The 26,209-nt window shown below is 72.8% G+C and carries 29 protein-coding genes; 17 read left to right on the forward strand and 12 right to left on the reverse strand.

Annotated elements, in window-relative coordinates; all coding sequences use genetic code 11:
• Window positions 1–645: 645 nt before the first annotated feature.
• Together K3554_RS04365 and nth are read right to left on the reverse strand one after the other, a co-directional pair.
• Window positions 646–1,632, reverse strand: a complete 987-nt coding sequence (locus tag K3554_RS04365; protein ID WP_259943957.1) for an adenosine kinase — start codon at window positions 1,630–1,632, stop codon at window positions 646–648.
• 93 nt (window positions 1,633–1,725) lie between these two features.
• Window positions 1,726–2,409: an endonuclease III gene (gene nth, locus K3554_RS04370; protein ID WP_259943958.1), complete on the reverse strand. Its 684-nt coding sequence runs from the start codon at window positions 2,407–2,409 to the stop codon at window positions 1,726–1,728.
• A 106-nt stretch (window positions 2,410–2,515) separates the two neighbouring features.
• On the opposite strand from nth, the gene K3554_RS04375 reads away from it, so the two are divergent.
• The 5 genes from K3554_RS04375 to K3554_RS04395 all read left to right on the forward strand — a co-directional run bounded on the left by K3554_RS04375 (window position 2,516) and on the right by K3554_RS04395 (window position 7,402).
• Window positions 2,516–3,487: a Hint domain-containing protein gene (locus K3554_RS04375; RefSeq protein ID WP_259943959.1), complete on the forward strand. Its 972-nt coding sequence runs from the start codon at window positions 2,516–2,518 to the stop codon at window positions 3,485–3,487.
• Between the two features lie 162 nt (window positions 3,488–3,649).
• A complete protein-coding gene (locus tag K3554_RS04380) occupies window positions 3,650–4,474 on the forward strand; it encodes a methylated-DNA--[protein]-cysteine S-methyltransferase (protein WP_259945791.1) in 825 nt (274 codons plus the stop codon).
• A 132-nt stretch (window positions 4,475–4,606) separates the two neighbouring features.
• Entirely contained in the window at window positions 4,607–5,257 is a 651-nt protein-coding gene (locus K3554_RS04385; protein ID WP_259943960.1) for an OmpA family protein, read from the forward strand.
• Between the two features lie 118 nt (window positions 5,258–5,375).
• Window positions 5,376–6,143, forward strand: a complete 768-nt coding sequence (locus K3554_RS04390) for a FadR/GntR family transcriptional regulator (RefSeq protein WP_259943962.1) — start codon at window positions 5,376–5,378, stop codon at window positions 6,141–6,143.
• A 53-nt stretch (window positions 6,144–6,196) separates the two neighbouring features.
• A complete protein-coding gene (locus K3554_RS04395; protein ID WP_259943964.1) occupies window positions 6,197–7,402 on the forward strand; it encodes a glycosyltransferase family 4 protein in 1,206 nt (401 codons plus the stop codon).
• On the opposite strand, the gene K3554_RS04400 is transcribed toward K3554_RS04395, so the two are convergent.
• Window positions 7,390–8,526 carry a spore photoproduct lyase family protein gene (locus K3554_RS04400; RefSeq protein ID WP_259943966.1) on the reverse strand — a complete coding sequence of 379 codons (1,137 nt, stop codon included), beginning with the start codon at window positions 8,524–8,526 and terminating at the stop codon, window positions 7,390–7,392. The genes K3554_RS04395 and K3554_RS04400 overlap by 13 nt on opposite strands.
• 90 nt (window positions 8,527–8,616) lie before the next feature.
• On the reverse strand, window positions 8,617–8,943 hold the full coding sequence (locus K3554_RS04405) for a helix-turn-helix transcriptional regulator (protein WP_259943967.1): 327 nt from the start codon (window positions 8,941–8,943) through the stop codon (window positions 8,617–8,619).
• Window positions 8,944–9,125: 182 nt separating this feature from the next.
• Between K3554_RS04405 and K3554_RS04410 the strand changes: the two genes are divergently transcribed.
• The 6 genes from K3554_RS04410 (at window position 9,126) to K3554_RS04435 (ending at window position 12,707) form a co-directional block, all read left to right on the forward strand.
• The gene (locus K3554_RS04410; RefSeq protein ID WP_259943969.1) at window positions 9,126–9,470 is read left to right on the forward strand and encodes an AtpZ/AtpI family protein; all 345 of its coding nucleotides are present in this window, start codon (window positions 9,126–9,128) and stop codon (window positions 9,468–9,470) included.
• Window positions 9,471–9,593: 123 nt separating this feature from the next.
• On the forward strand, window positions 9,594–10,307 hold the full coding sequence (locus tag K3554_RS04415; protein WP_259945792.1) for a F0F1 ATP synthase subunit A: 714 nt from the start codon (window positions 9,594–9,596) through the stop codon (window positions 10,305–10,307).
• Between the two features lie 52 nt (window positions 10,308–10,359).
• The gene (locus K3554_RS04420) at window positions 10,360–10,605 is read left to right on the forward strand and encodes a F0F1 ATP synthase subunit C (protein ID WP_259943971.1); all 246 of its coding nucleotides are present in this window, start codon (window positions 10,360–10,362) and stop codon (window positions 10,603–10,605) included.
• Between the two features lie 78 nt (window positions 10,606–10,683).
• Complete coding sequence (locus K3554_RS04425) at window positions 10,684–11,247, forward strand: F0F1 ATP synthase subunit B' (RefSeq protein WP_259943972.1); 564 nt, start codon at window positions 10,684–10,686, stop codon at window positions 11,245–11,247.
• A 4-nt stretch (window positions 11,248–11,251) separates the two neighbouring features.
• Window positions 11,252–11,809 carry a F0F1 ATP synthase subunit B gene (locus tag K3554_RS04430; RefSeq protein WP_259943974.1) on the forward strand — a complete coding sequence of 186 codons (558 nt, stop codon included), beginning with the start codon at window positions 11,252–11,254 and terminating at the stop codon, window positions 11,807–11,809.
• Between the two features lie 91 nt (window positions 11,810–11,900).
• Window positions 11,901–12,707, forward strand: a complete 807-nt coding sequence (locus K3554_RS04435; RefSeq protein WP_259943976.1) for an alpha/beta hydrolase — start codon at window positions 11,901–11,903, stop codon at window positions 12,705–12,707.
• A 51-nt stretch (window positions 12,708–12,758) separates the two neighbouring features.
• Here the strand turns inward: K3554_RS04435 and hrpB are convergent, their stop codons facing one another.
• A complete protein-coding gene (gene hrpB / locus K3554_RS04440; RefSeq protein ID WP_259943977.1) occupies window positions 12,759–15,098 on the reverse strand; it encodes an ATP-dependent helicase HrpB in 2,340 nt (779 codons plus the stop codon).
• Window positions 15,098–15,790, reverse strand: a complete 693-nt coding sequence (locus K3554_RS04445; protein WP_259943979.1) for a DUF3108 domain-containing protein — start codon at window positions 15,788–15,790, stop codon at window positions 15,098–15,100. Before K3554_RS04445 ends, hrpB begins: the two co-directional genes overlap by 1 nt.
• A gap of 229 nt (window positions 15,791–16,019) precedes the next feature.
• Here K3554_RS04445 and meaB point away from each other — a divergent pair, with 229 nt between their 5' ends.
• Window positions 16,020–17,000 carry a methylmalonyl Co-A mutase-associated GTPase MeaB gene (gene meaB / locus K3554_RS04450; protein WP_259943980.1) on the forward strand — a complete coding sequence of 327 codons (981 nt, stop codon included), beginning with the start codon at window positions 16,020–16,022 and terminating at the stop codon, window positions 16,998–17,000.
• 75 nt (window positions 17,001–17,075) lie between these two features.
• Entirely contained in the window at window positions 17,076–17,378 is a 303-nt protein-coding gene (gene rpmB, locus K3554_RS04455) for a 50S ribosomal protein L28 (protein ID WP_259943982.1), read from the forward strand.
• 33 nt (window positions 17,379–17,411) lie between these two features.
• Here the strand turns inward: rpmB and K3554_RS04460 are convergent, their stop codons facing one another.
• On the reverse strand, window positions 17,412–18,323 hold the full coding sequence (locus tag K3554_RS04460; RefSeq protein WP_259943984.1) for a LysR family transcriptional regulator: 912 nt from the start codon (window positions 18,321–18,323) through the stop codon (window positions 17,412–17,414).
• A 97-nt stretch (window positions 18,324–18,420) separates the two neighbouring features.
• Here K3554_RS04460 and K3554_RS04465 point away from each other — a divergent pair, with 97 nt between their 5' ends.
• On the forward strand, window positions 18,421–18,585 hold the full coding sequence (locus tag K3554_RS04465; RefSeq protein WP_259943986.1) for a hypothetical protein: 165 nt from the start codon (window positions 18,421–18,423) through the stop codon (window positions 18,583–18,585).
• A 15-nt stretch (window positions 18,586–18,600) separates the two neighbouring features.
• Here K3554_RS04465 and K3554_RS04470 read toward each other — a convergent pair whose 3' ends face one another.
• Entirely contained in the window at window positions 18,601–19,287 is a 687-nt protein-coding gene (locus K3554_RS04470; protein WP_259943988.1) for an NAD-dependent deacylase, read from the reverse strand.
• Window positions 19,288–19,332: 45 nt separating this feature from the next.
• Between K3554_RS04470 and K3554_RS04475 the strand changes: the two genes are divergently transcribed.
• Window positions 19,333–19,734 (forward strand): low molecular weight phosphotyrosine protein phosphatase, encoded by a 402-nt coding sequence (locus K3554_RS04475; protein WP_259943992.1) that lies wholly within the window; start codon window positions 19,333–19,335, stop codon window positions 19,732–19,734.
• 628 nt (window positions 19,735–20,362) lie between these two features.
• Here the strand turns inward: K3554_RS04475 and K3554_RS04480 are convergent.
• Window positions 20,363–20,716 (reverse strand): hypothetical protein, encoded by a 354-nt coding sequence (locus K3554_RS04480; RefSeq protein WP_259943993.1) that lies wholly within the window; start codon window positions 20,714–20,716, stop codon window positions 20,363–20,365.
• Window positions 20,717–20,970: 254 nt separating this feature from the next.
• Between K3554_RS04480 and lepA the strand changes: the two genes are divergently transcribed.
• Window positions 20,971–22,767: a translation elongation factor 4 gene (gene lepA, locus K3554_RS04485; RefSeq protein WP_259944004.1), complete on the forward strand. Its 1,797-nt coding sequence runs from the start codon at window positions 20,971–20,973 to the stop codon at window positions 22,765–22,767.
• A gap of 469 nt (window positions 22,768–23,236) precedes the next feature.
• On the opposite strand, the gene K3554_RS04490 is transcribed toward lepA, so the two are convergent.
• Together K3554_RS04490 and K3554_RS04495 are read right to left on the reverse strand one after the other, a co-directional pair.
• A complete protein-coding gene (locus K3554_RS04490; RefSeq protein WP_259944007.1) occupies window positions 23,237–23,923 on the reverse strand; it encodes a hypothetical protein in 687 nt (228 codons plus the stop codon).
• A 1,073-nt stretch (window positions 23,924–24,996) separates the two neighbouring features.
• A complete protein-coding gene (locus tag K3554_RS04495; protein WP_259944010.1) occupies window positions 24,997–25,128 on the reverse strand; it encodes a hypothetical protein in 132 nt (43 codons plus the stop codon).
• A 117-nt stretch (window positions 25,129–25,245) separates the two neighbouring features.
• Between K3554_RS04495 and K3554_RS04500 the strand changes: the two genes are divergently transcribed.
• Complete coding sequence (locus K3554_RS04500; RefSeq protein ID WP_259944012.1) at window positions 25,246–25,782, forward strand: cytochrome b; 537 nt, start codon at window positions 25,246–25,248, stop codon at window positions 25,780–25,782.
• A gap of 5 nt (window positions 25,783–25,787) precedes the next feature.
• Here the strand turns inward: K3554_RS04500 and K3554_RS04505 are convergent, their stop codons facing one another.
• Window positions 25,788–26,204, reverse strand: coding sequence for a VOC family protein (locus tag K3554_RS04505; protein WP_259944015.1), 417 nt, complete (start codon window positions 26,202–26,204; stop codon window positions 25,788–25,790).
• Window positions 26,205–26,209 lie beyond the last annotated feature (5 nt).

Consider the following 26,209-nt stretch of genomic DNA (forward strand, 5'->3'; position numbering starts at 1 on the left):
CGCTGGGCTGCGTGCACGCTAGGCGAGCGGCGCGGGCGACGCAAAGCCCCCCGCGCGAGCGTGCGGCGGTCCGCGCCCAGGCGCCGTTGCGCGCGCGGCGATGGACGGCGCGCGCGGCTTGGGGATTGGTGATCCGGTGCCGTGGGGTCTCCTCCCGCCCCGCGGCCGCACCCGGGCCAAGGGGCATGCCCGGGGGACCACCCCCGGCCCGCGGGAGGCGGGACGGGGGGCGTCCGCCGCGCCCCGCATGGAGAAGGTGTCAGACCGTCAGGCCCTCGGCGCGGAACGGCGCGTCGAGGGCCGCACGGGCCCGATCACCTCCATGCGCGCCCCCGTGTCGCGCCTCGCCGCGATCCCGCGGAAGCGGTTCGAATCTCGCACCAATCCACCCCGATTGGCCGCGCAATCGTGGTCCTGCGCTGGACGGGCTGGCGCGTCGGCAATCCGTTAAGAATGGTTAAGGGGCCTCAACCCGAAGGGACGTACCCGTGAAATCATTGCTCGCATTCGCGTTCGGCGCGGCGTTGGCCTGCCTGCCCTTCGCCGCCGATGCCCACGGCGGCGGTTGCCGCAAGTCCTCGCCGCCCGGCCAGTGCTGCCACGCGGGGTCCCAGCCTCTCCACTGCCACTAGGCCGTCTCGGCGGCTACAGCAGGCCCTCGGCGCGGAACAGCGCGTCGAGGTCCGCATGGGGGCGGGGGCCCACGTGCCCGATCACTTCGCGCGCGCAGACCACGCCCATGCGCGCCGCCGTCTCCAGGTCGCGCCCCGCCGCGATCCCGTAGAGGAAGCCGGCCGCGAACTGGTCGCCCGCTCCGGTGGCGTCCACGACCCGCGCCGCCTCGACCGGCGCCACGATCCGCTGGTCTCCCGCGCGCACCCACACGTCCTCGCCCGAGCGGGTGCAGGCCACGATGCCGCAGACCTCCGCCGCGCGGCCCAAGGCCTCCTCCACGTCGCCTGTCTCGTAGAGGGTGCACCACTCCTTCGCGTTGCCGATGGCCACGTCCATGTCCTCGGCAATCAGGCGCTGGAAGTCGGCGCGGTGGCGCTCGGCGCAGAACGGGTCGGAGATGGTGATGGCCGAGCGGCCCCCCGCGGCGCGCATCCGCGCGGCGGCCTCCGTGAAGGCGGTCTTCCCGTCGTCCTTGTCGAACAGGTAGCCCTCGAGGAACAGGAGGCCCCCGCCGGCGAACACGTCCGGCACGTCCGCGGCCCCGAGGTCGGCGCCCGCGCCGAGATAGGTGTTCATGGACCGCTCGCCGTCGGGCGACACGAAGATCATGGAGCGCGAGGTGGGCAGGTCGGCGGCCTTCGGCGGGTTCGGGAAGGCGGTGCCCGAGGCGCGCATGGTCTCGGCGTAGAAGCGGCCCAGCGCGTCGTCGCGCACTTTGCCGATGAACGCCGTGCGCAGCCCCAGCGCGCCGATCCCCGCCAGGGTGTTGGCGACCGAGCCGCCGGGCGCCTGCATCCGGTCCTCCATGGCGGCATAGAGCAGCTCCGCCCGCTCGCGCTCCACGAGCTGCATGATGCCCTTCTCGATGCCCATGTGGTCGAGGAAGCTGTCGTCGCTGTGGGCGATCACGTCGACGATGGCGTTGCCGATGCCGATCACGTCGTAGGTCTGGGTCATGGGGCGGGGCTTTCGGTTGGCCGGGGCGGGGGCGCTGCCCCCGGGCCCCCGGAGTATTCGGGCCAGGATGGAGGAGGGGCGGGAGGCCCCGGATCAGATCCGGGGCGCCTTCGCCTGCGGCTCCGGCGTCTTGCCCTCGAACGGGCACAGGTCGCGGATGAGGCAGGCGGGGCACTTGGGCTTGCGTGCCACGCAGGTGTAGCGGCCGTGGAGGATCAGCCAGTGGTGGGCGTGGCGCTGGTAGGGGGCGGGCACGTTGTCCTCGATGGCGCGCTCCACGGCGTCCACATCCTTGCCCGGTGCGATCCGGGTGCGGTTGCCGACGCGGAAGATGTGGGTGTCCACCGCCTGCGCCGGATGGCCCCACCACATGTTCAGCACCACGTTCGCGGTCTTGCGCCCCACGCCCGGCAGCCGCTGGAGCGCGGCGCGGGAGGAGGGGACCTCGCCGCCGTGCTCCTCCGCGAGGATGCGGCTCAGGGCGATCACGTTCCTGGCCTTGTTGCGGAACAGGCCGATCGTCTTGATGTGCTCGATCAGGCCCTCCTCGCCGAGGGCCAGCATCTTCTCGGGCGTGTCGGCCACGGCGAACAGCGCGCGCGTCGCCCGGTTCACGCCCGCATCCGTGGACTGCGCGGACAGGGCCACGGCGACCACCAGGGTGAAGGCGTTCACGTGCTCCAGCTCGCCGCGCGGCTCGGGCTCGGCGGCGTGGAAGCGGCGGAAGATCTCGGCCTGCTCTGCGAAAGGGAGGGGCGGGGGGAGCTTGGCGGCCATGGGCGGGGCTTGTGCCGCGCGGGCGCGGGCGGGGCAAGGTCGCGGGACCGGGGCCCTTTAACCGGACCGCAACGCGAATCTGCGACGGCGTGCGCGAGGAGCGCCGATGCCCGTCCACGAGTTCCACCTCTACGCGCCCGACGCGATCGTCTACGACGCGGCCACCGGGGCGGTCACGCTCGCGCCGGACTACGACTTCACGACCCACCGCGTGCACATGCGTGCGGTTGACGATGACGACCACATCGACGGCGACGACATCGCGCACGAAGTCGGCAACGACACCACCCAGGCAGCCACAGTGACCGGCCCCGCGGGCGAGGTGATCGCGGCAGGGCAGTTCTACGCCGAGGAATACCACGGGATCGTGACGCCGGACGGCGCGATGATCTACCTCAAGACCGTGGAGATCGACGGGGTGCTCGTCGGGATCATGCCCTCGGCCCCGCTCCAGCCCGGCGTGACCTACACCTACCGCGGCACCGGCAACGTCGCCGACGACACGGCGAGCGGGGGCCGCGACACCCGCTCCACCTACGCCGAATACGCCGGCTACAGCGTGCCGTGCTTCGCGGCCGGCACCCCGGTCGAGACGGCGCACGGCCCCGTCGCGGTGGAGCGGCTGCGGCCCGGGATGCGGCTGCGCCTCCACGGCGGGGGCACGCTGCCGGTGGTGTGGTGCGGCGCGGCCCCGCTCGGGGGCGGGGCGATGGCGCGGCTGCCAGGCGGGCTGGAGACGACGCCGCAGCACCGCGTGCTCGTGGGCGGGGCGCATTGCGCGCTGCTGCACGGCGCGGCGGAGGTGCTCGTGCCCGCCGCCGCGTGGGACATCGCCCGGCCCGCGCGCCGGGGCGAGCGGGTCCACCACGTGCTCTTGGAGCGGCACGCCGTGATCCGCGCCGGGGGCGTCTGGGCCGAGAGCCTGCTGCTCGGCCCTCTCGGCGAGGCCGTCGTCCGGCCGGTGCTGCCGCGCGCGCGGCTGGCGGCGCTGCGCCGGGCGCACCGGACCGCCGCGCGCCCCTGCCTCTCGGTGCGCGAGGGGCGGGCGCTGCTGCGGGGGATCGCGGTCGCCGCATGAAACGGGTCGCGCGGCGGGGGGCGGGGGCGGTATCCTCGGCCCATGACCAGCCACGCCCCGATTCCCGCCCTCGCCACGGCCCCCGCCCCCGACGTGGCCCCCGCCCCCGACGTGGCCCCCGACCGCGACGCGGCCGCCGAGGGCGCCGCGCACTACCGCATCATGCGCCGCGCCATCGCCGCCGTGGACGCCGACCCCGGCGCCTCGCTGGACGCCCTCGCCGCCGCCGCCGGTCTCAGCCCCGCGCACTTCCAGCGGGTGTTCTCGGCCTGGGCCGGGATCAGCCCCAAGCGGCTGGGCGGCTTCCTGGCCCTCGGCCACGCCAAGCGCCTCCTGCGCGAGCGGCGCAGCGTGCTCGACACCGCACTCGACGTCGGGCTCTCGGGCACTTCCCGCCTCCACGACCTGTTCCTGCGCTGGGAGGCCATGAGCCCCGGCGAGTACGCCCGCGGCGGCGAGGGCCTCCGGGTGCGGCACGGCACCTTCGACAGCCCCTTCGGCCCGATGCTGGCCATGGCCACCGACCGTGGCCTCTGCGGCATCGCCTTCGCGGGCGAGACGGGCGCCGCGGCGGCGCTGGCCGACATGGCCGCGCGCTGGCCCCGGGCCGAGCTGCGCGAGGACCGCGCCGCCGTGGCGCCCCATGTCGCCGCGCTCTTCGCGCCGCGGGCCGAGGCGCGGCTCCACCTCATCGGCGCGCCGTTCCAAATCAAGGTCTGGGAGGCGCTGATGCGCATCCCCTCGGGCCACGTCACCACCTACGGCGAGATCGCCCGCGCCATCGGCAAGCCGAAGGCGGTGCGCGCCGTGGGCACCGCCGTGGGGCGCAACCCGGTCAGCTTCCTGATCCCCTGCCACCGGGCGCTGCGCGCCTCGGGCGCGCTGGGCGGCTACCACTGGGGCCTGCCCGTGAAGCGCGCCATGCTCGCCTGGGAGAGCGCCCGCCTGGAGCGGGCCGGCGCCTGCGAGCCGGTGGCGGGCGGCTGATATTGCCTATCGGCGGCATCCCGCCCCATCTCTGCCCGAGACCCGGCGGCACGTGCGCGTCCCGCTCCGGGCTGGAACATGCGCGCGGCTCGTCGTAGCCTCGCCACGGAACACCCTTCGGATAGGACCGACATGACCCTTCTTAAGACCACCGCCGCCCTCGGCCTCGCCTCGACCCTGCTGCTCTCGGCCTGCGTCTCGACCACCCCCGTGGACGACCGCACCCGCACCCAGCAGGGCGCCATCGCCGGCGCGCTGGCGGGCGCGGCCATCGGCGCGGCGACCGACGACGGCCGCGACGACAAGCTCAAGCGTGCCGTCGTGGGCGCGGCCGTCGGCGGCGCCGTGGGCGCGGCCATCGGCGACCAGCTCGACCGCCAGGCCCAGGAGCTGCGCAACAGCCTCGACAGCCGCATCGACGTGACCAACACCGGCGACCGCATCGTGGTGAACGCCCCCGAGTCGATCCTGTTCGCCACCGACAGCGCCGCCGTGCGCGCGCCCGGCCAGATCCGCACCATCGGCCAGAACCTCCTGCAGTTCCCCAACAGCCGCGTGCAGGTCATCGGCCACACCGACAACACCGGCTCGGCCGCCTACAACCAGGATCTCAGCGAGCGCCGCGCCCGCTCGGTCGCCGGCATCCTCTACGAGGCCGGCGTGAGCCCGGCGCGCGTCCAGACCATCGGCCGCGGCGAGTCGAGCCCGATCGCCTCGAACCAGACGGCCGAAGGCCGTCAGGCCAACCGCCGCGTCGAGATCGTGATCATCCCCAACGGCTGATTCGAACCCGCACCGCACACCACCACCGAGAGGGGCCTCCGCGCGGGGCCCCTTTTTCGTTGGCCTCGCGCGCCCGCGGTCATATCTTCTGACCAATTCCCCGCAGCGAGTCGCCCGCATGCCGTTCCAGAAGGTCACCTCCGAGAAGCTCGCCCAGGCCGTGGTGCGGCAGATCGAGACCATGGTGCTCCACGGCATCCTGCGCCCCGGAGACCGCCTGCCGCCCGAGCGCGAGCTGTCGGAGCGCCTCGGCGTGTCGCGCCCCTCCTTGCGCGAGGCGGTGGCCGAACTGGCCGCGCGCGGGCTGCTGGAAAGCCGCGCCGGCGCGGGCGTCTACGTCGCCGACGTGCTGGGCAACGCCTTCTCGCCGGCGCTGACGCGGCTCTTCGCCACCCACGACGACGCGCTGCTCGACTACATCGCCTTCCGCCGCGACATCGAGGGGCTGGCCGCCGCGCGCGCCGCGCGCCACGGCTCCGACACCGACCTCGCGCTGGTGCACGCGCTGATGGCGAAGATGGAGGCCGCCCACGGCAAGCGCGACCCCTCCGAGGAGGCCGCCCTCGATGCCGCGTTCCACATGGCCATCGTGGAGGCGAGCCACAACGTCATCATGCTGCACATGATGCGCTCCATGATGGACCTGCTGCGCGAGGGCGTGTTCTTCAACCGCAACGCCATGTTCCGCCAGCGCACCACCCGCGATCAGCTGCTCGACCAGCACCGCGCCATCGACGAGGCGCTGCGGGCCCGCGACCCCGACGCCGCCCGCCGCGCGGTCGAGGCGCATCTGGACTTCGTGCGCGCCCGCGTCGCCGACCAGCGCGCCGCCGAGGAGCACGAGGCCACCGCGCGCCTGCGGCTGGAGCAGGAGGCGGCGCGCTAGCCGCCGCCGGGGCGCCGGGCTAGGCATCGCGTGCCATGCCCGAAAGGCCCGCGATGCCCCGCCTCCGCGTCCTGCTGATCGCCCCGTTCGTGTCGCGCCAGGCCACGGGCGAGGCCCACGTGGCGTTCCGCTGGGCCGAGGCGCTGGCCCCGCTGGTCGACCTCACGGTGCTGGCGATGGACAGCCCGCCCCACCACGCGCCCCTGCGCGAGCAGTTGCCGGGGGCGGACGTGACCACCTGGCCGGTGCCGCGCGCGCTTCGGCGGACGGGACGGCTGGGGGCGATGCTCAAGCCCGAGTGGCCGGTGTTCGCAGCAAGGGTGCGCCGCCATCTCGCCCGCAACCCGGGCCGCTGGGACGTGGCGCACCAGCTCATGCCGCAGGCCCCGCGCTACGCCACGCCCCTGCGCGGCGCCGGGGTGCCTTACGTCATAGGCCCCCTCGGCGGCACGCTCCCGACGCCGCCCGGCTTCGCGCACGAGGTGGCGCCGGAGTTGTTCTCGCGGCTGCGCGCGCTGGACGGCCTGCGCCTGTGCCACGACCCACGGCTCCGCGCGGGCTACCGGGACGCCGCGCTGGTGCTGGGGGTGGCGCCCTACGTGGGCGCGCGGCTCGCCGCGGCGGGCATCGTCCCCCGCCGCTACGAGAACATACTGGAGCTGGGCGTCGACGGCCCCGCCGGCCCGCGCGAGCCGGGGCCGGACGGCGTGGTGCGCCTCCTCCACGTGGGCCGGGGCGTGCGGACCAAGGGACTGCGCGACGTGATCCGGGCGATGGCGATCGCGGACGATCCGCGTTTGCGCCTCGTCTCGGCGGGCGAGGGGCCCGAGATCGAGGCGTGCCGCCGGGAGGCCGAGCGGCTCGGGCTGGCGGACCGGGTGCGGTTCCTCGGCCTCGTGCCCCGCGAGGCGGTGGAGCGCCTCTACGCGCAGGCGGACGTCTTCGCGTTCCCGTCGTTCCGCGAGCCGGCGGGCAACGTGCTCTACGAGGCGATGCGCTGGGGGCTGCCGGTGATCGGCGCGGCGGCGGGCGGCCCGGACGCGATCCTGGACGAGACTTGTGCCATAAAGATCCCGGTCACCGACCCGGACCGCTTCGCCCGCGACATCGCCGCAGCACTCCGCCGCCTCGCGGATGATCCGGCGCTGCGCGAGCGCATGGGCCGGGCGGGGCAGGCGCGCGTCCTGCGCGAGGGGCTGTGGACGGCCAAGGCCGAGCGCATGGCGGCGCTCCTCCGCGAGGTCGCTCAGGTCCAGTAGAGCACCTGCGCCCCCGGCAGGCGCGCGGCGACCTGGCGCTCCAGCGTGTCCCGCATCTCGCGCATCAGCTCCTTGGGGTACACGTACTTGCGCCCCCCGAACTTGTTGCGCTTCACGGTCCGCACCGCCTCGTCCATCTCCAGCGCCGTGGCCGGGTACCAGCCCAGCAGCACCTCCTTGGAGCCGGGCGTGAAACGGTGGGTGATCAGCTCCACCGTCACGTCTGCATCCTCGGGCAGCGCGGCGGCCGCATCCCGGAACAGCGCGTCGTAGGAGTCCGCCCAGTCCTCCAGCGGCATGATCGGCGCCACCGTCAGCCCCACCGGGTAGCCCGCGCGCGCCAGCCGCCCCATCGCGGCGAGCCGGCCCGCCAGCGGCGCGGTGCCGCCCTCGAAGCGGCGGGTGACGGCCTCGGCGTTCACCGAGAAGCGGGCGCGGGTCCGGCCCCCGTGGGCGGCGGCCTCCAGCCCAATGGTGTCGGCGAACTTCGTGGTGAAGCGCAGCCCCATGTCCTCGTTCCGCGCCCCGAACCACGCCACCGTCTCCGACAGCCCGCCCGAGAGGTGCTCGAAGGCCAGCGGGTCGGTGTAGCAGGACGCCTCGTAGGTCGTCCCCTCGTGGGCGCGCGCCGCATTGCGCGAGGTGATCCGCCCCTCGCCCACCAGGGGCGGCAGGCGGTCCAGGATCTCGGCGAGGTTGGCGAAGAGGCGCGTCACGGGCGGCCCCTTCAGCGAGCCGGCGAGGTAGCAGTACTGGCAGTGGGCCGGGCAGCCCGTGGCGAGGTCGAACCGGAAGTCGGCCGAGGGCGGGATCGGCTGGGGGCGCATCTTGGCCTCGGACGCCACCGTGACGGCCAGCGTCGACTTCGCGCGCCGGTAGGTGTCGCGCGCGTCTGTGCCCGCAAGGCCCGTGATCCGGTCGCCCGGCAGATCCACCACCTCGGCGCCCAGCTTCGCTGCCCGCTCCGCCACCCGCCCGGCCATCGGCCAGTCGCGCGCCGCCTTCGTCAGCAGCACCCGCCGGGGCTTCCACAGCCGCGCGGGCGCGTCGGGCAGCGCCTCCAGCGTCTCGGGCGCATGGCGGGGCAGGGCGGTGCGGGAAGGGGCGATGTGCGGAGCGTCCATGCCCCCCAACGCCGCCCGAGGGGGGGCGGGTTCGACGCCCCTCCTCATCTTGCCGGAAATACCTCCGCGCGGCAGCGCGGAACCCGCGTCTCAGGCCCCCTCCGGCCCGCAGTCCAGCAACGCCTCCAGCCGGTCCAGGTCCGGCCCCTCGTACTGCCCGAACGCCTGCATCCACACGCTCGCCTCGCGAAGCGCGTCCGGCTCCAGCTTGCACCAGACCACGCGCCCCCGCCGCTCCTGCGCGATGAGGCCGGCGCGGGCGAGCACGGCGAGGTGCTTCGACACGGCTGCGAGCGAGATCGGCAGCGGCGCGGCCACGTCCGTCACGGCCATGTCGTCCTCGAGCAGCATGGCGAGGATGGCGCGGCGGGTCGGGTCGGCGAGGGCGGCGAACACGGCGTCGAGGGGGGCGGGCATGGGGCCGCGATGGGGGCGCGGGGGCCGCGCGTCAAGGACGTTCAACCGATGCGTTGAACGTCCCCGCGCATCGCCGGTCAGCGGACAAATCGTCTAACATGCTGATTCTGCATGCGTTCCCACCGCGTTGACTCGGCCCGCCCCCCCGCCTATCCCACCCCCCGACCGTCATGGGGGCGCGCATGTCCGAGGGCGACGAAGCCGAGCGAATGAGGGCGCTGAACGCGCGCCTGCAAGCCGCCCGGCCGCCCGAGGCCCGCGACCACATGGAGGAGCACTACTCCCAGGCGCAGCTCGCCTGGCGGATGGTGATCGAGATGGTGGCCGGGCTCGGGATCGGGTTCGGCATCGGATACGGCCTCGATGCGCTTCTGGGCACGCAGCCCTGGCTCATGGTCGTGTTCACGCTGCTCGGCTTCGCGGCCGGGGTGAAGACGATGATCGCCTCGGCGCGCGAGGTGCAGGGAAAGATCGACGCGGCTGCCGCGCTGAGGGAACCGGGCGCCGGCGCGCCCCACGAGGACTAGAGCATGGAAAACGAAGCCCACGACGACGTCTCCGCCCTGCCGGTCCCCGACACCGGCGCCGCCGTCGATGCCGTGGGCGTCACCGCCGAGGCCGACCACGGCGGCGGCCTGAGCTTCCATCCCATGGACCAGTTCATCGTGAAGCCCCTCTTCGGCGAGGCCGGCGATGCGGTGCACTGGTACACGATCACCAACGCGACCTTCTGGATGGCGCTCGCCGTCCTGTGCGTCGTGCTCCTGCTGATCATCGGCACCCGCGGCCGCGCCATCGTGCCCTCCCGCGCCCAGTCGACCGCCGAGCTGGCCTACGGCTTCGTCTACAAGATGGTCGAGGACGTGACCGGCAAGGACGCGATCAAGTTCTTCCCCTACATCTTCACGCTGTTCCTGTTCATCCTGTTCTCGAACTTCCTGGCGCTGATCCCCGCCTCGTTCTCGCCCACCAGCCACATCGCCGTGACGGCCGTGCTGGCGCTGGCCGTGTTCCTGACGGTCACCATCGTCGGCTTCGTGAAGAACGGCGCGGCCTTCCTTGGGCTCTTCTGGGTGTCCTCGGCGCCCCTGGCGCTGCGCCCCGTCCTGGCGGTGATCGAGCTGATCTCCTACTTCGTGCGCCCCGTCAGCCACTCCATTCGTCTCGCGGGCAACATCATGGCCGGCCACGCCGTGCTCAAGGTGTTCGCGGGCTTCGCGGCCATCGCCGCCATCGCGCCGCTCTCGGTGCTGGCGATCACGGCGATCTACGGGCTGGAGGTGCTGGTCGCCTTCATCCAGGCCTACGTCTTCACGATCCTGACCTGCGTGTACCTGAAGGACGCGCTGCACCCGTCGCACTGACGGGTCCGGATCCAACCCCCACGACCCACTTCCAAGCGTAAGGAGCTATCCCATGGAAGGCGATCTCATCGTTCTGGCCGACACCGGCAAATTCATCGGCGCGGGCCTCGCCGCCATCGGTTCCGGCGCCGCCGCGATCGGTGTGGGCAACGTGGCCGGCAACTTCCTGGCCGGCGCCCTGCGCAACCCCTCGGCCGCCAACGCCCAGACCGCGACGCTGTTCATCGGCATCGCCTTCGCCGAAGCCCTCGGCATCTTCGCCTTCCTGGTGTCGCTGCTGCTGATGTTCGCCGTCTGATCGACGCGCGATCCTTACGCCCGGCGGGGGCCTCTCGTGCCCCCGCCGCCGTGAATCCGAACCACCGCGAGGGCACTCATGGCCGATCCCGTACTAGTTGACCCGCTCGCCCTCGAGGCCGGCGGCACCTGCGTGAACGCCTTCGGCAACGCCATCGGCATGCCGCAGCTGTGCGACGCGTGGTTCGCCAACCAGATCTTCTGGCTGCTGGTCGCGCTCGCCGCGATCTACTTCATCCTCACCCGCGTGGCCCTGCCGCGCATGGGCGCCGTGCTCGCCGAGCGCCAGGGCACGATCTCGAACGACCTGGCCGCCGCCGAGGACCTCAAGCGCCAGGCCGAGGAGGCCGAGGAGCACTACAACACCGCGCTCGCCGAGGCCCGCGCCGAGGCCCAGCGCATCGGCCAGGAGGCGCGCGACGCCATCAAGGCCGACCTGGACAAGGCCATCGCCCGCGCCGACGAGCAGATCGCCGAGCGCACCGCGCAGAGCGAGCGCGAGATCGGCGAGGTGCGCGCCGGCGCCGCCGCCTCCGTGCAGGAGGTCGCCCGCGACGTGGCCGCCGAGATCGTGCGCGCCCTGGGCGGCGAGCCCGACCAGAGTGCCATCGACGCCGCGGTCGACGCGCGCGTGAAAGGATAGACGGATGCGCTTCCTCGCCACCCTCGCCGCGGCCCTCGCCGCCACGCCCGCCCTCGCCGCCTCGGGGCCGTTCTTCTCGCTGAAGAACACCGACTTCGTGGTGCTTCTCGGCTTCCTCGTGTTCGTGGGCATCGTCGTCTACTTCAAGGTGCCGCAGCGCCTGTCGGGCATGCTCGACGACCGTGCCGACGGCATCCGCCGCGACCTCGACGAGGCCCGCGCGATCCGCGAGGAGGCGCAGTCGCTGCTCGCCTCCTACGAGCGCAAGACCCGCGAGGCCAAGGAGCAGGCCGGCGACATCGTGGCCGCCGCCCGCCGCGAGGCGCAGGCCGCCGCCGACCACGCCAAGGCCGACCTGGAAACCTCCGTCCAGCGCCGCCTCGCCGGCGCCGAGGACCAGATCGCGTCGGCGCGCAACGCCGCCATCCGCGAGGTGCGCGAGCGCGCCATCGCCGTGGCCACCGCCGCCGCCGCCGAGGTGGTCGCCAAGCAGATGACCGCCGAGCAGCGCACCGCCGGCATCGACCGCTCGATCGAGACGGTGCAGGCCAAGCTGCATTAGGCCCGCCGCCATCCGCACGCGGGGGCGCCTTCGGGCGCCCCTTTGCGTTTCCCCGCCCGCCCGCGCAGGGTGCGGCGCGAGGGAGATCGCGATGCACGACTGGCAGACAATGGACCGCGCGGCGCTGGACGACGCCTACGCCAACGCCGACCACATCGCGGGGGCCGCCGACTACCCGCCCCGCTGGGCCGCCGAGGCCGCTGCCTTCCGCGAAGGCTTGGGCGCGCGGGCCGAAACCCACGCCTACGGCGACCACCCCCGCCAGCGCTTCGACCTGTTCCACCCCGAGGGCACCGCGAAGGGCCTCGCCGTGTTCGTGCACGGCGGCTACTGGCGCCGCTTCGACCGCACCGACTGGTCGCACCTCGCCGCCGGCGCGCTGGCGCACGGCCATGCGGTGGCGATGCCGGGCTACGTGCTCGCCCCCGAGGCGCGCATCCGGGAGATCACCGCGATGATCGCGCAGGCCGTCGCCTCGGCGGCGGCGCGCGTGCCCGGCCCCGTGCGGCTGGCGGGGCACAGCGCCGGCGGCCACCTCGTGGCGCGCATGGTCATGGCCGACGCCCACCCCGCCTGCGCCGCGCGCATCGCCACCGTCGTGCCGATCTCGCCCGTGGGCGACCTTCGACCCCTCGTGCCGCAGACGATGAACGCCGACCTCCGCCTCGACGCCGCCGAGGCCGAGGCCGAGAGCCCTGCGCTCGGCACGCCCATTCCCGGCCCGAAGGTCTTCACCCACGTCGGCGGAGACGAGCGCCCCGCGTTCCTCTGGCAGGCCGAGCGCCTCGCGGAAGCCTGGCACCACCCCCTGCGCATCCACGAGGGCCGCCACCACTTCGACGTCATCGAGGCGTTGGCCGACCCGGACAGCGGGATGGTCGCCGACCTCCTCGCCTGACCTTCATCCTGGCGGAAATACTCCGGGGTCCGGGGCAGAGCCCCGGCGCTTTCAACTTCTTGGCTTCGCCCGCACCGTCGGCGCCTCCACCGAAGGGTCCTCTGGCCAGGGATGCCGCGGATAGGCTCCCCGCATGTCGCGCCGCACGTCCGCCCAGCCCCCCTGCCAGAACCCCGGCAGGTCCTGCGTGACGGCCACGGGGCGGCGGGCCGGGGACAGCAGCTCCATGCGCAGGGGCACGTCGCCCACGCGGGGGTGGCGGGTCTCGCCGAACACCTCCTGCACGCGCAAGGAGACGGTGGGCACGTCGCCCCCGTAGTCGATCGGCACCGCGCGGCCCAGCGGCGTGCGCCAGGAGGGGGGCGCGCGGCGGTCCAGCTCGGCCCGCTCGGACCAACCCAGCCAGTCCAGCAGCGCGTCGTGCGGATCGAGCCGCCCGAGGTCGGCGGCCGAGCGCACGCCCCCCAGCGCCGGCAGCAGCCAGGCATCGAGGGCCGCCGCGAGCCCCTCGTCCGACACGTCGCGCAGGCCGCTCACCGCCATCCGGGCGCGCAGCAACCGCGCGCGGCGGGTCCAGTCCAGCGCTGGCAGGCCCAGCCGCCGCACGCCGTCCAACGCGGCGGCGGCCAGCGCCTCGGCGGGCGCGTCGTGCCAGATGCGGCTCTCCAGCGCGATGGCCCCCAGCCGCTCCTGCTGCCGGGCGAGCACGCGGCGGTCCCGGTCGGACCACGCGCACACATCCACCCACGCGATCCGGTCGCCCAGCACCTCCCGAAGCTCCGCCTCCGCGATCGGCAGGGCGCGGCGGATGCGGGCCTCGCGCGCGTCGCCGTCGAGGTCCGAGGCCACCAGCAGCCGCGCGCCCGCCAGCGCCTCACCCTTGTCCATCCACGCGCCCTTGCCGCCCGACAGCAGCCAGCGCGGCGCCTCGCCCTCGCGGCGCAGGCCCACGCGGTCGGGATAGGCCAGCGCGAGCCGCTGGGCGTCCGTGCGCTCCGGCCCCGCCTCGAAGCGCCGAAGCCGCTTGGCCTCGGCCGCGGCGGCGGGGGGCGGGGAGCGCAGGGCGGGGGAGAGGTCCACGGGACCGGGCGGCAGCCGCGCCTCCAGGAGCGCGGCGAGGCGGGCCGCCCCGCGCCCGCCATGCTCCAACATGTGCCCCAGCCGCGGATGCACCGGCATCGCCGCCAGCGCCCGCCCGTGCGCGGTGATGCGCTCCTCATCGTCCAGCGCTCCGAGGTCCGCGAGCAGCGCCCGCGCCTCGCGCAGGGCGCCCTCGGGCGGGGGCGTCAGGAAGGCGAGATCGCCGCCGCCCCAGACCGCCAGCTCCAGGGCGAGGCCAGCGAGATCGGCGCGGGCGATCTCGGGGGGCGGGAAGGCCTGCATCCCGCCCTCCTCGCCGCGGGTCCAGTTGGCGAAGGCCACGCCCGGTGCCACGCGGCCCGCGCGGCCCGCGCGCTGCGCGGCCTCGGCGCGGGTCACGCGCTCCGTCACCAGCCGCGACATGCCCGAGCCGGGGTCGAAGCGGGCGCGGCGCGCCCGGCCTCCGTCCACCACGGCGCGGATGCCCTCGATGGTCAGCGAGGTCTCGGCGATGTTGGTGGCCAGCACCACGCGGCGGCGCGGGCCCGGCTCGATGGCGCGGCGCTGCTCGGCGAAGGGCATGGCGCCGAAGAGGGGGCGCACGTCGGCGCCGCAGCCCTCCAAGAGGCTCGCGCAGCGGCGGATCTCGCCCTCGCCGGGCAGGAAGGCCAGCACGTCGCCCGCAACCGATTCCAGCGCCTCGCGCACCAGCCCGGCCACCTGCGCCTCGAAGCGCAACGAGTCGGGCGGCGGGCGGTCGCGCCAGCGCCGCTCCACCGGAAAGGCGCGGCCCTCGGAGGTGACGACGGGCGCGCCGAGCATCTCGGCCACCGGCTCCGCGTCGAGCGTGGCCGACATCACCACCACCCGCAGGTCGGGCCGCAGCGCCTCGCGCACCTCCCACGCCAGCGCCAGCCCGAGGTCGGCGTGGAGCGAGCGCTCGTGGAACTCGTCGAAGATCACCGCGCCCACGCCCGGCAGCTCCGGGTCGCGCTGGAGCATCCGCGTCAGGATCCCCTCGGTGACGACCTCGATGCGGGTGGCCTCGGACACGGCACTGTCGCCGCGCATCCGGTAGCCCACCGACTGCCCCACCGGCTCGCCCAGCGTGTCGGCCATGCGCGCGGCGGCGGCCCGGGTGGCGAGGCGGCGCGGCTCCAGCATGAGTATGCGGCCCGCGACGTCCGGCAGCAGGGCCAGCGGCACCCGCGTCGTCTTGCCCGCGCCGGGGGGCGCCTGCAGCACCGCCACGCCGCCGGCGGCCAGCGCCGCGCGCAGCGCGGGCAGCGCCTCCTCGACCGGCAGCCGCACTACCGGCGCCGGATCACCGCGTCGCCGTACTTGGTGGCCGCGCGCATCTCGGCGGCGGCCATGGCGTTCCCGGCGGGCACGTAGGTGACCGAGAAGGGGTAGCGCGTGCGCTCCGCCATCTCCTCGGGCTCGTAGCCGGCCACGCGGCGGTATTCGGCGTCGCAGCGCACCGCGCCGTTCCCGGCATCCCGCGGCGGGCCGACCGACAGGCGCGCGGCGCGGCGGCCGTCGAAGGTGGCGGCAGTCCAGTTGCACAAGGATTCGCGGGGCTGGGTGCGCAGCAGGTCGTAGAGCGCGGTCAGCGGATCGACCGCGCCGCGCTGGGCGGCGGCGTCGATGTCGTAAGGCTCGCGCGGGAAGCCGGGCGACTGGGTCACGCGCGGCGCGCCCCCGGACCACTGCATCGCCGTGGTGCCCTGCTCGTCGCCCATGCGGTCGCGCAAGGTCGCCGCGCCGCTGCGCAGGCGCCCGCCCGCCACGGCGCCGCGCGCCTCGGCGGCGTAGTCGATGTCGACCACGGCGCCCACGAGGCCGGTGCCCTTGACCTGCCCCGCGACGGCGTAGCCGCCCCCGGACACGTCGCCGTTCAGGACCATCTGCGCGGCGCGCACGCCGTGCATCCCGACGTCGAAGCGGAGCTGTTCGGCGGAGGCCGGAGCGGCGAGGAGGGCGAGGAGGAGGAAGATGCGCATGGGTGTCTCATAACGTCCCCGACGGGCGTGTCACGCGCCGGTGGCTCACGATCCGTTTCACCGCTCCCTTCCTCTGGCCAGAAACATCTCGGGGGGTCCGCAGGCTACTCGGGATCGGTCCGGTGGACCGATCCGCCTACGGACGGGCGGAGCCCCGGAACATCACAGGGCCGGGGACGGCGCCCCCTCCGCCGTTGACCCCCCGCACCCCCCGCGCCATCCCACGCCCATGGACCCGCTGCACCAGCCCCTCCTCGACGGCGACCGCCGCGCGCTCGCCCGCGCCATCACGCTGGTCGAGAGCACCCGCCCCGATCACCGCGCCCGGGCGCAAGCGCTGCTCGACGGCCTGCGCGCCGAGGGGCGCGAATCTTTGCGCATCGGCCTCTCGGGCACGCCCGGCGTCGGCAAGTCCACCTTCATCGAGGCGTTCGGCACCCACCTCACGGGGCAGGGGATGCGCGTGGCCGTGCTCGCCGTGGACCCCTCCTCGGCCCGTACCGGCGGCTCGATCCTCGGCGACAAGACCCGCATGGAGCGCCTCGCCCGCGACCCCCGCGCCTTCGTGCGCCCCTCGCCCTCGGCCACGCACCTCGGCGGCGTCGCCCGCCGCACCCGCGAGGCCATCGCCCTGTGCGAGGCCGCGGGCTTCGACGCGGTGCTGGTGGAGACCGTGGGCGTGGGCCAGTCCGAGACCGTGGTGGCCTCGATGACCGACCTCTTCGTGCTGCTGCTGGCGCCTGCGGGCGGCGACGAGCTGCAGGGCGTGAAGCGGGGCATCATGGAGATCGCCGACATGATCCTCGTGAACAAGGCCGACGGCGAGCTGCTCGCCACCGCCACGCGCACCGTCGCGGACTATGCCGGCGCCCTGCGCCTCCTGCGCCGCCGCCCCGGCGACCCCGAGGGCTTCCCCAAGGCGCTGCCGGTCTCGGCCGTCACCGGCGAGGGCCTGCCCGAGGCGTGGGGCGAGATGCGCGCCCTCGCCGACTGGCGCCGCGAGACGGGCCACTGGGCCCGCACCCGCGCCCGCCAGGCGGCCCACTGGTTCGAGGAGGAGGTGCGCGCCGGCCTCCTCGCGCGCCTCGAGGGCGACGCGGACGCGCGCGCCGCCATGCGCGCCCTGGCCGAGGAGGTGGCGGCGGGGCGGCGCGCGCCCGCGGCGGCGGCGGCCGAGATGCTCGGGCGGTTGACACCCCCCGCGGGCTGACCTATTGCGCCGCGACCGCGGGGGCCTTTGGGCCCTCGCTCCAGTTCTGAAACCCCAAGCCTGATAGGTGCCCCCATGTCGCGCGTCTGCGAACTCACCGGCAAAGGCCCGATGGTCGGCAACAACGTCAGCCACGCCAACAACAAGACCCGTCGCCGCTTCCTGCCCAACCTGAACGACGTGACGCTGCAGTCCGAGGCCCTGGGCCGCGGCTTCAAGCTGCGCATCTCGGCCGCCGCGCTGCGCACCGTCGACCACCGCGGCGGGCTCGACGCCTTCCTCGCCAAGGCCAAGGACGCCGAGCTCTCGGCCCGCGCCCTGAAGATCAAGCGCGACGTCGCCAAGTCGTCGGACACCGCGGCCGCGCTCGAAGCCTGACGCCGGCACCCACGACCGCGACCCGAAGGGCCCTCAGGGGCCCTTTTTCGCGTCCCCCCCGCACGACCCGGCCGGCGCCTGCCGCCGCAGCCACCGCACCAGCGTGCGCGTGCGCGGCGAGGGGCGCCGCGGGTCGGTGACGACGTGGTAGCCCAGCCCCGGGCTCTCCAGCGACAGGAGGCGCACCAGCCCGCCCTCTGCCACCTCGCGCGCCACCAGCGAGCAGGGCTGGAGCGTGACGCCCAGTCCTTCGCGCACCGCCGACATCACCATGGCGCTGCTGTTGAACAGGCGCATCCGCAACGCCCCCTCCTCGACTCCCTCGGCGGCGAGCAGCGCGGTGCGCTCGCGCAGCGCGCGGTCCATCATCCAGTCCTCGCCCATCAGGTCCCCGACCCCTTCGACGCGCCACCCCGCCACCAGCCGGGGATGGGCCACGACCCAGAACGCCTCGTCGGTCAGCACCTCGGCGGCGTAGGGCGGCCAGGGGCCGGTGCCGAAGCGGATCGCCACGTCCACGCCGTCGCGCCGCAGGTCCACGAGCTGGCGCGCGGGCAGGATGTTGAGGTCGATCTCCGGGTGCCGCGCCCAGAAGTCGCCGATGCGCGGCACCAGCCAGTTCGTGGCGAAGGCCGGCGTGACCGACAGTTGCAGCGGCCGGTCCGCCTCGGCGTCGCGCAGGCGCGCGACCGCCTCGCGGATGGTCTCGAACCCCTCGCCGAGCGCTGCCGCCAGGCCCGCGCCCTCGTCGGTGGGGGCCATGCCGCGCCCCTCGCGGCGCAGGAGCGCGGCGCCGAGGTCGGCCTCCAGCGCGCGCACGTGGTGCGACACGGCGGCGTGGGTGACGTTCAGCTCCGCCGCCGCGGCCGACAGGCTCCGCCGCCGGGCCGCCGCCTCGAAGGCCCGCAATGCGGCCAGCGAGGGCATGTCGCGCCAGTCGGTCATGTTAGCTCCGCTGACAGATGGGTTCTGCGATTGATTCGCCTCGAAGCATCTTCGGAGCGATGCTCAGGGGGCCAACGCTCGGACAAGGAGTCCCTACATGTCAAGCCAACTGACGAACCTGCTGCACGGGCTGATGGCCCGCACCCGCCCCACCGAGTGGAACGGCCTCACCCACGGCGAACAGCTCCACCAGCACGAGCGCCGCAAGGCCGAGGAGCTGCGGCGACAGCGCGACCACCAGCTCGCCTGGCGCCCGCGCTGAACGGCGGGGGCGGCCTCAGCGCGGGGCCGCCCCCGTCACCTCGTCCACCCAGGCCGGCACCAGCGCGGTCGCCGGCCCCTCGCGCACCTCCGCGAAGCGCCCGCCCGACGCCTCGAGGTTCAGCTCCAGCGTGTGGGCGCCGGCCATCCGCGCCAGCTCCACGAAGCCGGCGGCGGGATAGACCTCGCCGCTGGTGCCGATCGAGACGAACAGCGAGGCCCGCTCCAGCGCCGCCTCGATGCGGTCCATGTGATAGGGCATCTCGCCGAACCACACGACGTCGGGGCGCGCGCCGGGCGCGCCGCAGGCGGGGCAGGGGGCGCCGGGGGCGAGCACCTTTGGCGCGTCCCACCGCGCCCCGCAGGCCGCGCAGAGCGCCCGGGCCAGCTCGCCGTGCATGTGCACCACGTCCCGCGCGCCCGCCCGCTCCAGCATGTCGTCGACGTTCTGGGTCACGAGCGTCACGTCCACGCGCCCCGACAGGCGCGCCAGCGCCCGGTGCGCCGCGTTGGGACGGGCGGCCGCCATGTTGGCCCGCCGCGCGTCGTAGAAGCCCAGCACCTTCGCGGGATCGCGGGCGAAGCCCTCGGGCGTCGCCACCTCGGCGAGGTCGTAGCGCGACCAGATCCCGCCCCGGTCGCGGAACGTGCCCAGACCCGATTCCGCGCTCAGGCCGGCGCCCGACAGGATCACGATTCCCATGGGCCGAGGCTAGTGCGCCCCCCGCGCGGCGGCTAGGATCATTCCATGCGTATCCTCCTCGTATGTTACGGCAACATCTGCCGCTCGCCCGTCGCCGCCGCCATGCTGCGCGCCCTGCATCCCGACTGGGAGGTGCGCAGCGCCGGCATCAGCCCCGAGATCAACCGCCCCGTCCATCCGCCCATGGCGCGGGCCGCCGCCGCCGAGGGCATCGAGCTCGGGCCCGCGTTCTCGCGCAGCGTCGCCGCCGACGACCTCGCATCCTACGACCGGATCGTGGCGCTCGACGGCGCGGTGCTGGAGGCGCTGCGCGAGCGGCCCGGCGGCGAGCGCGCCGAGGCCTTCGCCGAGGCCACGGGCCTCGGGCGCGACGTGCCCGACCCCTACTACTCGGGCGACTTCGCCGGAACGCTGGCGGTGCTGCGCGAGGGCCTGCCGAAGCTGTAGGGCCGGCCCCGGGGTCGGGGCAGGGCGGAAGGCGGCGGGCCGCAGGCGCATTCCGCGCGGGGAGGGCGGTCGCCGGTCCGCCGGGCACCCGCGAAGCGCTGGAATCGCCAGGTCAACAGGGTCGCGGGACCACCGAAAGCGCCGCCATTCGAGCCGTCGGGAGTACGCCGTCCCCGCAGGACGCGACCGCGCCCGTCCAGCCCACCGCGACGCGGGAGACGCCGGGAGCACGGGGCGAGCGGCAAACGCCGTCGCCGCCCGGCGCCCGTACCGCCGGCTCGTCGAGGCCGCGAACCTCGTGGAAGAGATGGCGCGCGAGCCGCCGGACGCGCGCCGTCCCGATCACCGGGGCGCGCGCCCGTGCCCGCCAGGCCCGCCGCGGCAGCCGCAGGGGGCACGGGGCAGGGAGCGCCGTCGCCGCCCAACCGCGCTGCCGGGTCATCGAGGTCGCGGACCATCCGGAGGCCAGGCCGGCGAGGCCGCGGGGGGCGCGCCGCTTCGGTCACCGCGGCGCGCAACCACGCCCGCCCGGCCAACCCGGGTAGGCGCCGGGCGGACAGGGCGGGCGGGCGCCGCAGTCGGGGGAAGGACGACCGGAGGAGGGACGGCCGGGGCCGTCCCCGGAGCCTCAGCCGCAGGCGCGCTCGGCCACCGACACGAAGCGCTTGTAGCGCTTCCAGTAGGCCTCGTCGGACGCGTCGTCGGACTGGCGAACCTCCTGCGCGTGGTGCGGATCGCGGAAGAACTCCACCGCCCGGCTCTGGTCGCTGCCCGAGATGGTCGCGTCCGCCGCCGCCTGCACGCAGCCGCACAGCCCGCCGTTCACCGCCCGGCGGTCCGACGTCAGGCAGGCCCGCTGGATCGGGCCGGTGGAGTAGACGTTGCTGATCGACGAGACGGTCACGTCGTTCGGGCGGGCGCCGCCGCCGCAGGCCGAAAGGGTCGCCGCCGCGCCGATCGCCAGGAGAATCTTGGATGCCATCTGCTCTGCCCCGCATTGATGCGTTTGTTATGCGCGGCACCATGCCCGCCCCGGAAGATTCGGGCAACGCGTCCCGCGCACCGGGCACGCCCCGCCGCGGAAGGTGCGGCGCCCGTGCGACAGAGCCTGCGCGCGCAAGGTTGCGTTCGCGTTAATGCCCGCCCGCCTGCGCCGATGGGGCGCGCCCCCGCGCCCCTTTCCGCCGGGGCCGGGGCGGAGTATCTGCGGCGGAACCCCCGAATGGCAGGCTTCCCATGGACCTCTCGCGCATCCGCAACTTCTCGATCGTCGCCCACATCGACCACGGCAAGTCCACGCTCGCCGACCGGCTGATCCAGGAGACCAACACCGTCGCCCTGCGCGACATGAAGGAGCAGCTCCTCGATGCCATGGACATCGAGCGCGAGCGCGGCATCACCATCAAGGCCAACACCGTCCGCATCGACTTCACCGCCGCCGACGGTCAGGACTACGTGCTCAACCTCATCGACACCCCCGGCCACGTGGACTTCGCCTACGAGGTCTCGCGCTCCATGCGCGCCGTCGAGGGCTCGCTCCTCGTGGTCGACTCGACCCAGGGCGTGGAGGCCCAGACCCTCGCCAACGTCTACCAGGCCATCGACGCCGACCACGAGATCGTGCCCGTCCTCAACAAGATCGACCTCCCCGCCTCCGAGCCCGACCGCGTGCGCGAGCAGATCGAGGACGTGATCGGCCTCGACGCCTCGGACGCCCTCCTCGTCTCCGCCAAGACCGGCGAGGGCATCCGCGAGACCCTCCAGGCCATCGTCGACCGCCTGCCGGCCCCCCAGGGCGACGCCGACGCCCCCCTCAAGGCCATGCTGGTCGATTCGTGGTACGACGCCTACCTCGGCGTGATCGTCCTCGTGCGCATCAAGGACGGATGCTTGCGCAAGGGCGACCGCGTCCGCTTCATGTCGAACAACACCGTCCACCACGTCGACCGCATCGGCGTGTTCCGCCCCCCCATGACCGAGATCGACGTGCTCGGCCCCGGCGAGATCGGCTTCCTGACAGCGTCCATCAAGCAGGTCCGCGACACCCGCGTCGGCGACACCATCACCCACGAGAAGAAGGGCGCGACGCAAGCGCTGCCCGGCTTCAAGCCCTCGCAGCCCGTCGTCTTCTGCGGCCTCTTCCCGGTCGACTCGGCCCAGTTCGAGGACCTGCGCGACGCCATCGAGAAGCTCGCCCTCAACGACGCCAGCTTCTCGCACGAGGTGGAATCCTCCGCCGCTCTCGGCTTCGGCTTCCGCTGCGGCTTCCTCGGGCTCCTGCACCTCGAGGTGATCCGCGACCGGCTCGAGCGCGAGTACGACATCGACCTCATCACCACCGCGCCCAGCGTCGTCTACCACGTGCACATGCGCGACGGCGAGATGCGCGAGTTGCACAACCCCGCCGACATGCCCGACCTCACCCACGTGGACCACGTCGAGGAGCCGCGCATCAAGGCCACCATCCTCGTGCCCGACGAGTACCTCGGCGACGTGCTCAAGCTCTGCCAGGACCGGCGCGGCATCCAGATGGACCTCACCTATGCCGGCCCCCGCGCCATGGTGGTCTACGACCTGCCCCTCAACGAGGTGGTGTTCGACTTCTACGACCGGCTGAAGTCGGTCACGAAGGGGTACGCCAGCTTCGACTACCAGATGATCGGCTACCGCGAGGACGCACTGGTGAAGATGCAGGTGCTCGTCAACGAGGAGCCGGTCGACGCCCTCTCGATGATGGTCCATCGCGACCGCGCCGAGACCCGCGGCCGCGCCATGGTCGAGAAGCTCAAGGAGCTGATCCCCCGCCACATGTTCAAGATCCCCATCCAGGCCGCCATCGGAGGCCGCGTCGTCGCCCGCGAGACCTTGTCCGCGATGCGCAAGGACGTGACCGCGAAGTGCTATGGGGGCGACATGACCCGCAAGAAGAAGCTTTTGGAGAAGCAGAAGGCGGGGAAGAAGAAGATGCGGCAGTTCGGGAAGGTCGAAATCCCCCAGAGCGCCTTCATCAACGCGTTGAAGATGGATAGCTGACGGCGCAGGCGCTCTGGGGGATTTCGACCGGTGCGGGAAAGCGACTTTTGCCTGCAAAAGTCTGCGGCCGCACACGGTTGGATGGTGCGGTGAGGGTCGAAATTTCGCAGAGCGCGTTTATCGATGCTCTCGAGATGGATAGCTGACGGCGCAAGGCGGATTGGGGGGAAGCGCCAGTTCGCCGAAGGCGGCGATCGGTCCAGTGGACCGATCGAGGCGCGAACGGGCGGAGCCCCGGATGAGGGAAAGCGACTTTCCGCAGGAAAGTCTGCGGCCGCACACGGTGCAGAATCGGGTGCCGATGGTGCAGAGCGCGTTCATCGATGCGCTCGAGATGGACAGCTACTAGCTAAAAGCTGACTAGGGAATCGGTAGGCAGAAGCGACTTTGTTCAGGAAAGCCTCGGTCACCATATGGCCGGGCGGCGTGGATAAACGATGTTTCGGCCTCTATCTAAGTTTTCCAAATCTCACAAGTAAGTAGGCTCACCGAGCACTTTTTTCCCTCTCCATTTAACGCTTAAGTTGAAGCCGCGTATTTCATCTTCTTCAAGAGAGATGTGAAACACCATGCGGAACTCTGATTGTGCAGAAAAACGACTGCGTTTTACGAATAGGTCTGGGACCGCTAGTTGTTGTATATTCGATACACTTAGGCCGCTATAGTCATCTTCCACAGATCTATATTGAACCCTTTTGGCGGAGATGCCGATGGGGGCAAAATGCTTCCTGATCCTAAGCGCCCAGTGCAAGTCAGCTAGGAAGCGAATAGGATCTAAAATCGGCACCACCATATTGTAGATTTCTCCAGAAAACTCTTTCGAATATCTTTCGCTATCTGCTACGATTTGTGCCCGTGTTTCTTCATCATCTCTTGTCGATGTACAGAACATCGGGAGGTTCTCGCCAATGTTTATTATTGAGTTGTTTCTCTGTACACCTCCATATGCGTCTCGATGGTATCCTTGGTGTGCAACGTTGATATTCTCGTGAGGGTCCGATATCCCGCTTTCTTCAGTATCCAAGAGGAGCTTAAGTGCTTGAATAGGGTCAAGGGGGGTATTGCGGCTTTCCCCACCCCAGCCTCTGAATCCTAGAATTGTTCCAATACGTATGCTGGCCCCTGATACAAAATTTTCCACCCATCTTTCGTTCATATACTTAAACAGTACGGGTGGCGCTAACTCAATATGTCTAAACTTGGCCTGCGTATGAAGTACTGTAGTGCTATTCAAATAATTTCGGATCATATGCGTCTAATGGTTTCAATTGTTCGATGGGGAGGGTTTTGTTCTGTATTGCCATGGTAAGTCGTTGTCCAAGGTTCCACCTAGCTACCGCTCTACCCCGATGCCAACCGGTCTCCTGTACCGGCGAATAGCAAGCGTAGGGTAGGGTTCCACCTCACCATCCCACGCCCGAATACCTCCGCATCGGTGACGTGAAACCCCACCCTTCGGCGGCGCGGAGGGCGTGCCCGCATCCGGCCCCCGCGCGGACACCGCGAATGCCGGCGGCCCGCCCTCCACCGCCCTGACCGCCCGAACCGCCCGCCCCGATGCACCGACGCATGCGCCCAACCGAGCGGATGCCCCACGAACCCGTGCTCCACCGGGTCGAACCGGCAACGCCGAACCACAGTCCCGCATTCCGCCTCGTCGCGAACAGGCCCGGCTTCGCCGCCGGGGCTCCGCCCATCCGCCCCTCCCATTGTCCCCCGGACGATCCGTCCGGCTCGGCCGGAACCGGGGCGGACCCCCATCGGGGCCTCGCTGCAACTGCGACGTAGGATGAGGCTCCACCCCACCGGACGCCCCCGCCGCTCCGCCCCGATGGGGCGGAACCCCACCTTCCGCCCATCCCGCGACGCCCGCGCGAACCGCGCCTCCCTCGCGCCCCGCCGCCCGCTGGCCCTCCGCTCGCGCTCCGGGCGTTCGAGGCTTCGGGCGCGCCACCGGCGCCCCCGACCGGGCCTGCGGCCCGGACGCCTCTCACCCTCCCGCACCGGCAGGTCGCTCCCGCGCTTCGCGGGCGCCACGGTGAAAAGGATCGTCGCCCCCGCGATCAGGGGGCCGGAGACAGCGCGACATCCCCCCACCTTGAAGCAGGGAGGTTAACGAAGCGTGGACGGCTCCACCTCCGCGCTACGGGGCGCCTCCCGGTGTGCACGGGGGGTGCACGGGGGGTGTACGCGGGGTGCCCCCCCCCGGCGGGAGGGGCGCGGGGCGGCCTAGAACAGGTTGCCGCCTTCCTGTTCGATGGCCTCGTCGGCGGCGATGGCAGCGCCCGCGCCCACGGCCGCGGCGCAGCCTCCGAGGGCCAGGGGCAGGGCGAGCGCGGCGAGAAGGGCGAGCTTGAACATCGTGCGTCTCCAATGGGTTGCCCTGCGGCAACCGCACGGCGGCGTGAAGGTTCCCGGGCCCGCCGGAACCATCGCGCCGATGCGCCGTTGCCCTTGCGCAGACCACCCGGAGATCCCATGGCCGACATCAGCACCGCCACGCCGCACGACCTCGACCGCCGCCCCGAGGGCCGCTACCACACCGCGCAGATCACCGCGCACTGGACGATCGTGTTTCTCGTGGCATTCCAGTTCCTTACCGGCATCTCCGGCATGTCCGCCGCCTACGAGGCCGGGGTCGCCGCCGGCGAGCTGCCCCCCGCCGGAATCATCTGGGTCCACGGCATGCTCGGCACCACGATCCTGCTCGTGATGCTCGGCCGCCTCGCCCTGCGCCGCCAGCACGGCGCGCCCCCGCCGCCCGACACCGAGCCCGACTGGCTCCAGAAGATCAGCCGCGGCGTGCACTACGCCTTCTACGTGTTCCTGATCGCCATGCCGCTCGCGGGCATGGGGGCGCTATGGCTCAAGCAGGGCTGGCTCGGCGCGCTCCACGCGCTCTCGGCGTGGATCCTGCTCGCCCTCATCGTGGCCCACATCGCGGGCGCGCTGTGGCACGCGAGCAAGCGCGACGGCGTGATCGGCCGCATCCTGCGCGGCAACTCCATGCCCTGACGGCCTCAGGCCGGTCCGTTGATCTCCAGGAGGTTCCCCTCGGGGTCCTCCAGGTAGACGTGCCGCAGCCCCGGGATCGCGAACTCGCCCGTCACCGAATGCGGGATGCCGGCCGCCTCCAGCCGCCGGATCACCGCCGCGAGGTCGGGCACCTGGATCGCCACGTGCCCGCCCACCGAGGGGTTGAACGCCAGCCCGTTGCGCTCCGCGAACTCCGGGTCGGGCGCGATCAGGTGCAGCCCCGAATGCCCGTCCCGCCCGTCGCCCAAGAGCGCCAGCCGGTCGGGCTCGCCCGGCAGGTAGCCGCGCGCCTTCGGAAAGCGCCACGGCTGCTCGCGCATCCCCAACACCTCGGTGTAGAACGCCGCCGCCCGGCGCACGTCGCGCGTCTCCAGGTTCACGTGGTGGATCGACCAGCGCATCGCGC

Origin of the sequence: Jannaschia sp. W003, from assembly GCF_025144335.1 — a bacterium.
Lineage (GTDB): Bacteria > Pseudomonadota > Alphaproteobacteria > Rhodobacterales > Rhodobacteraceae > Jannaschia.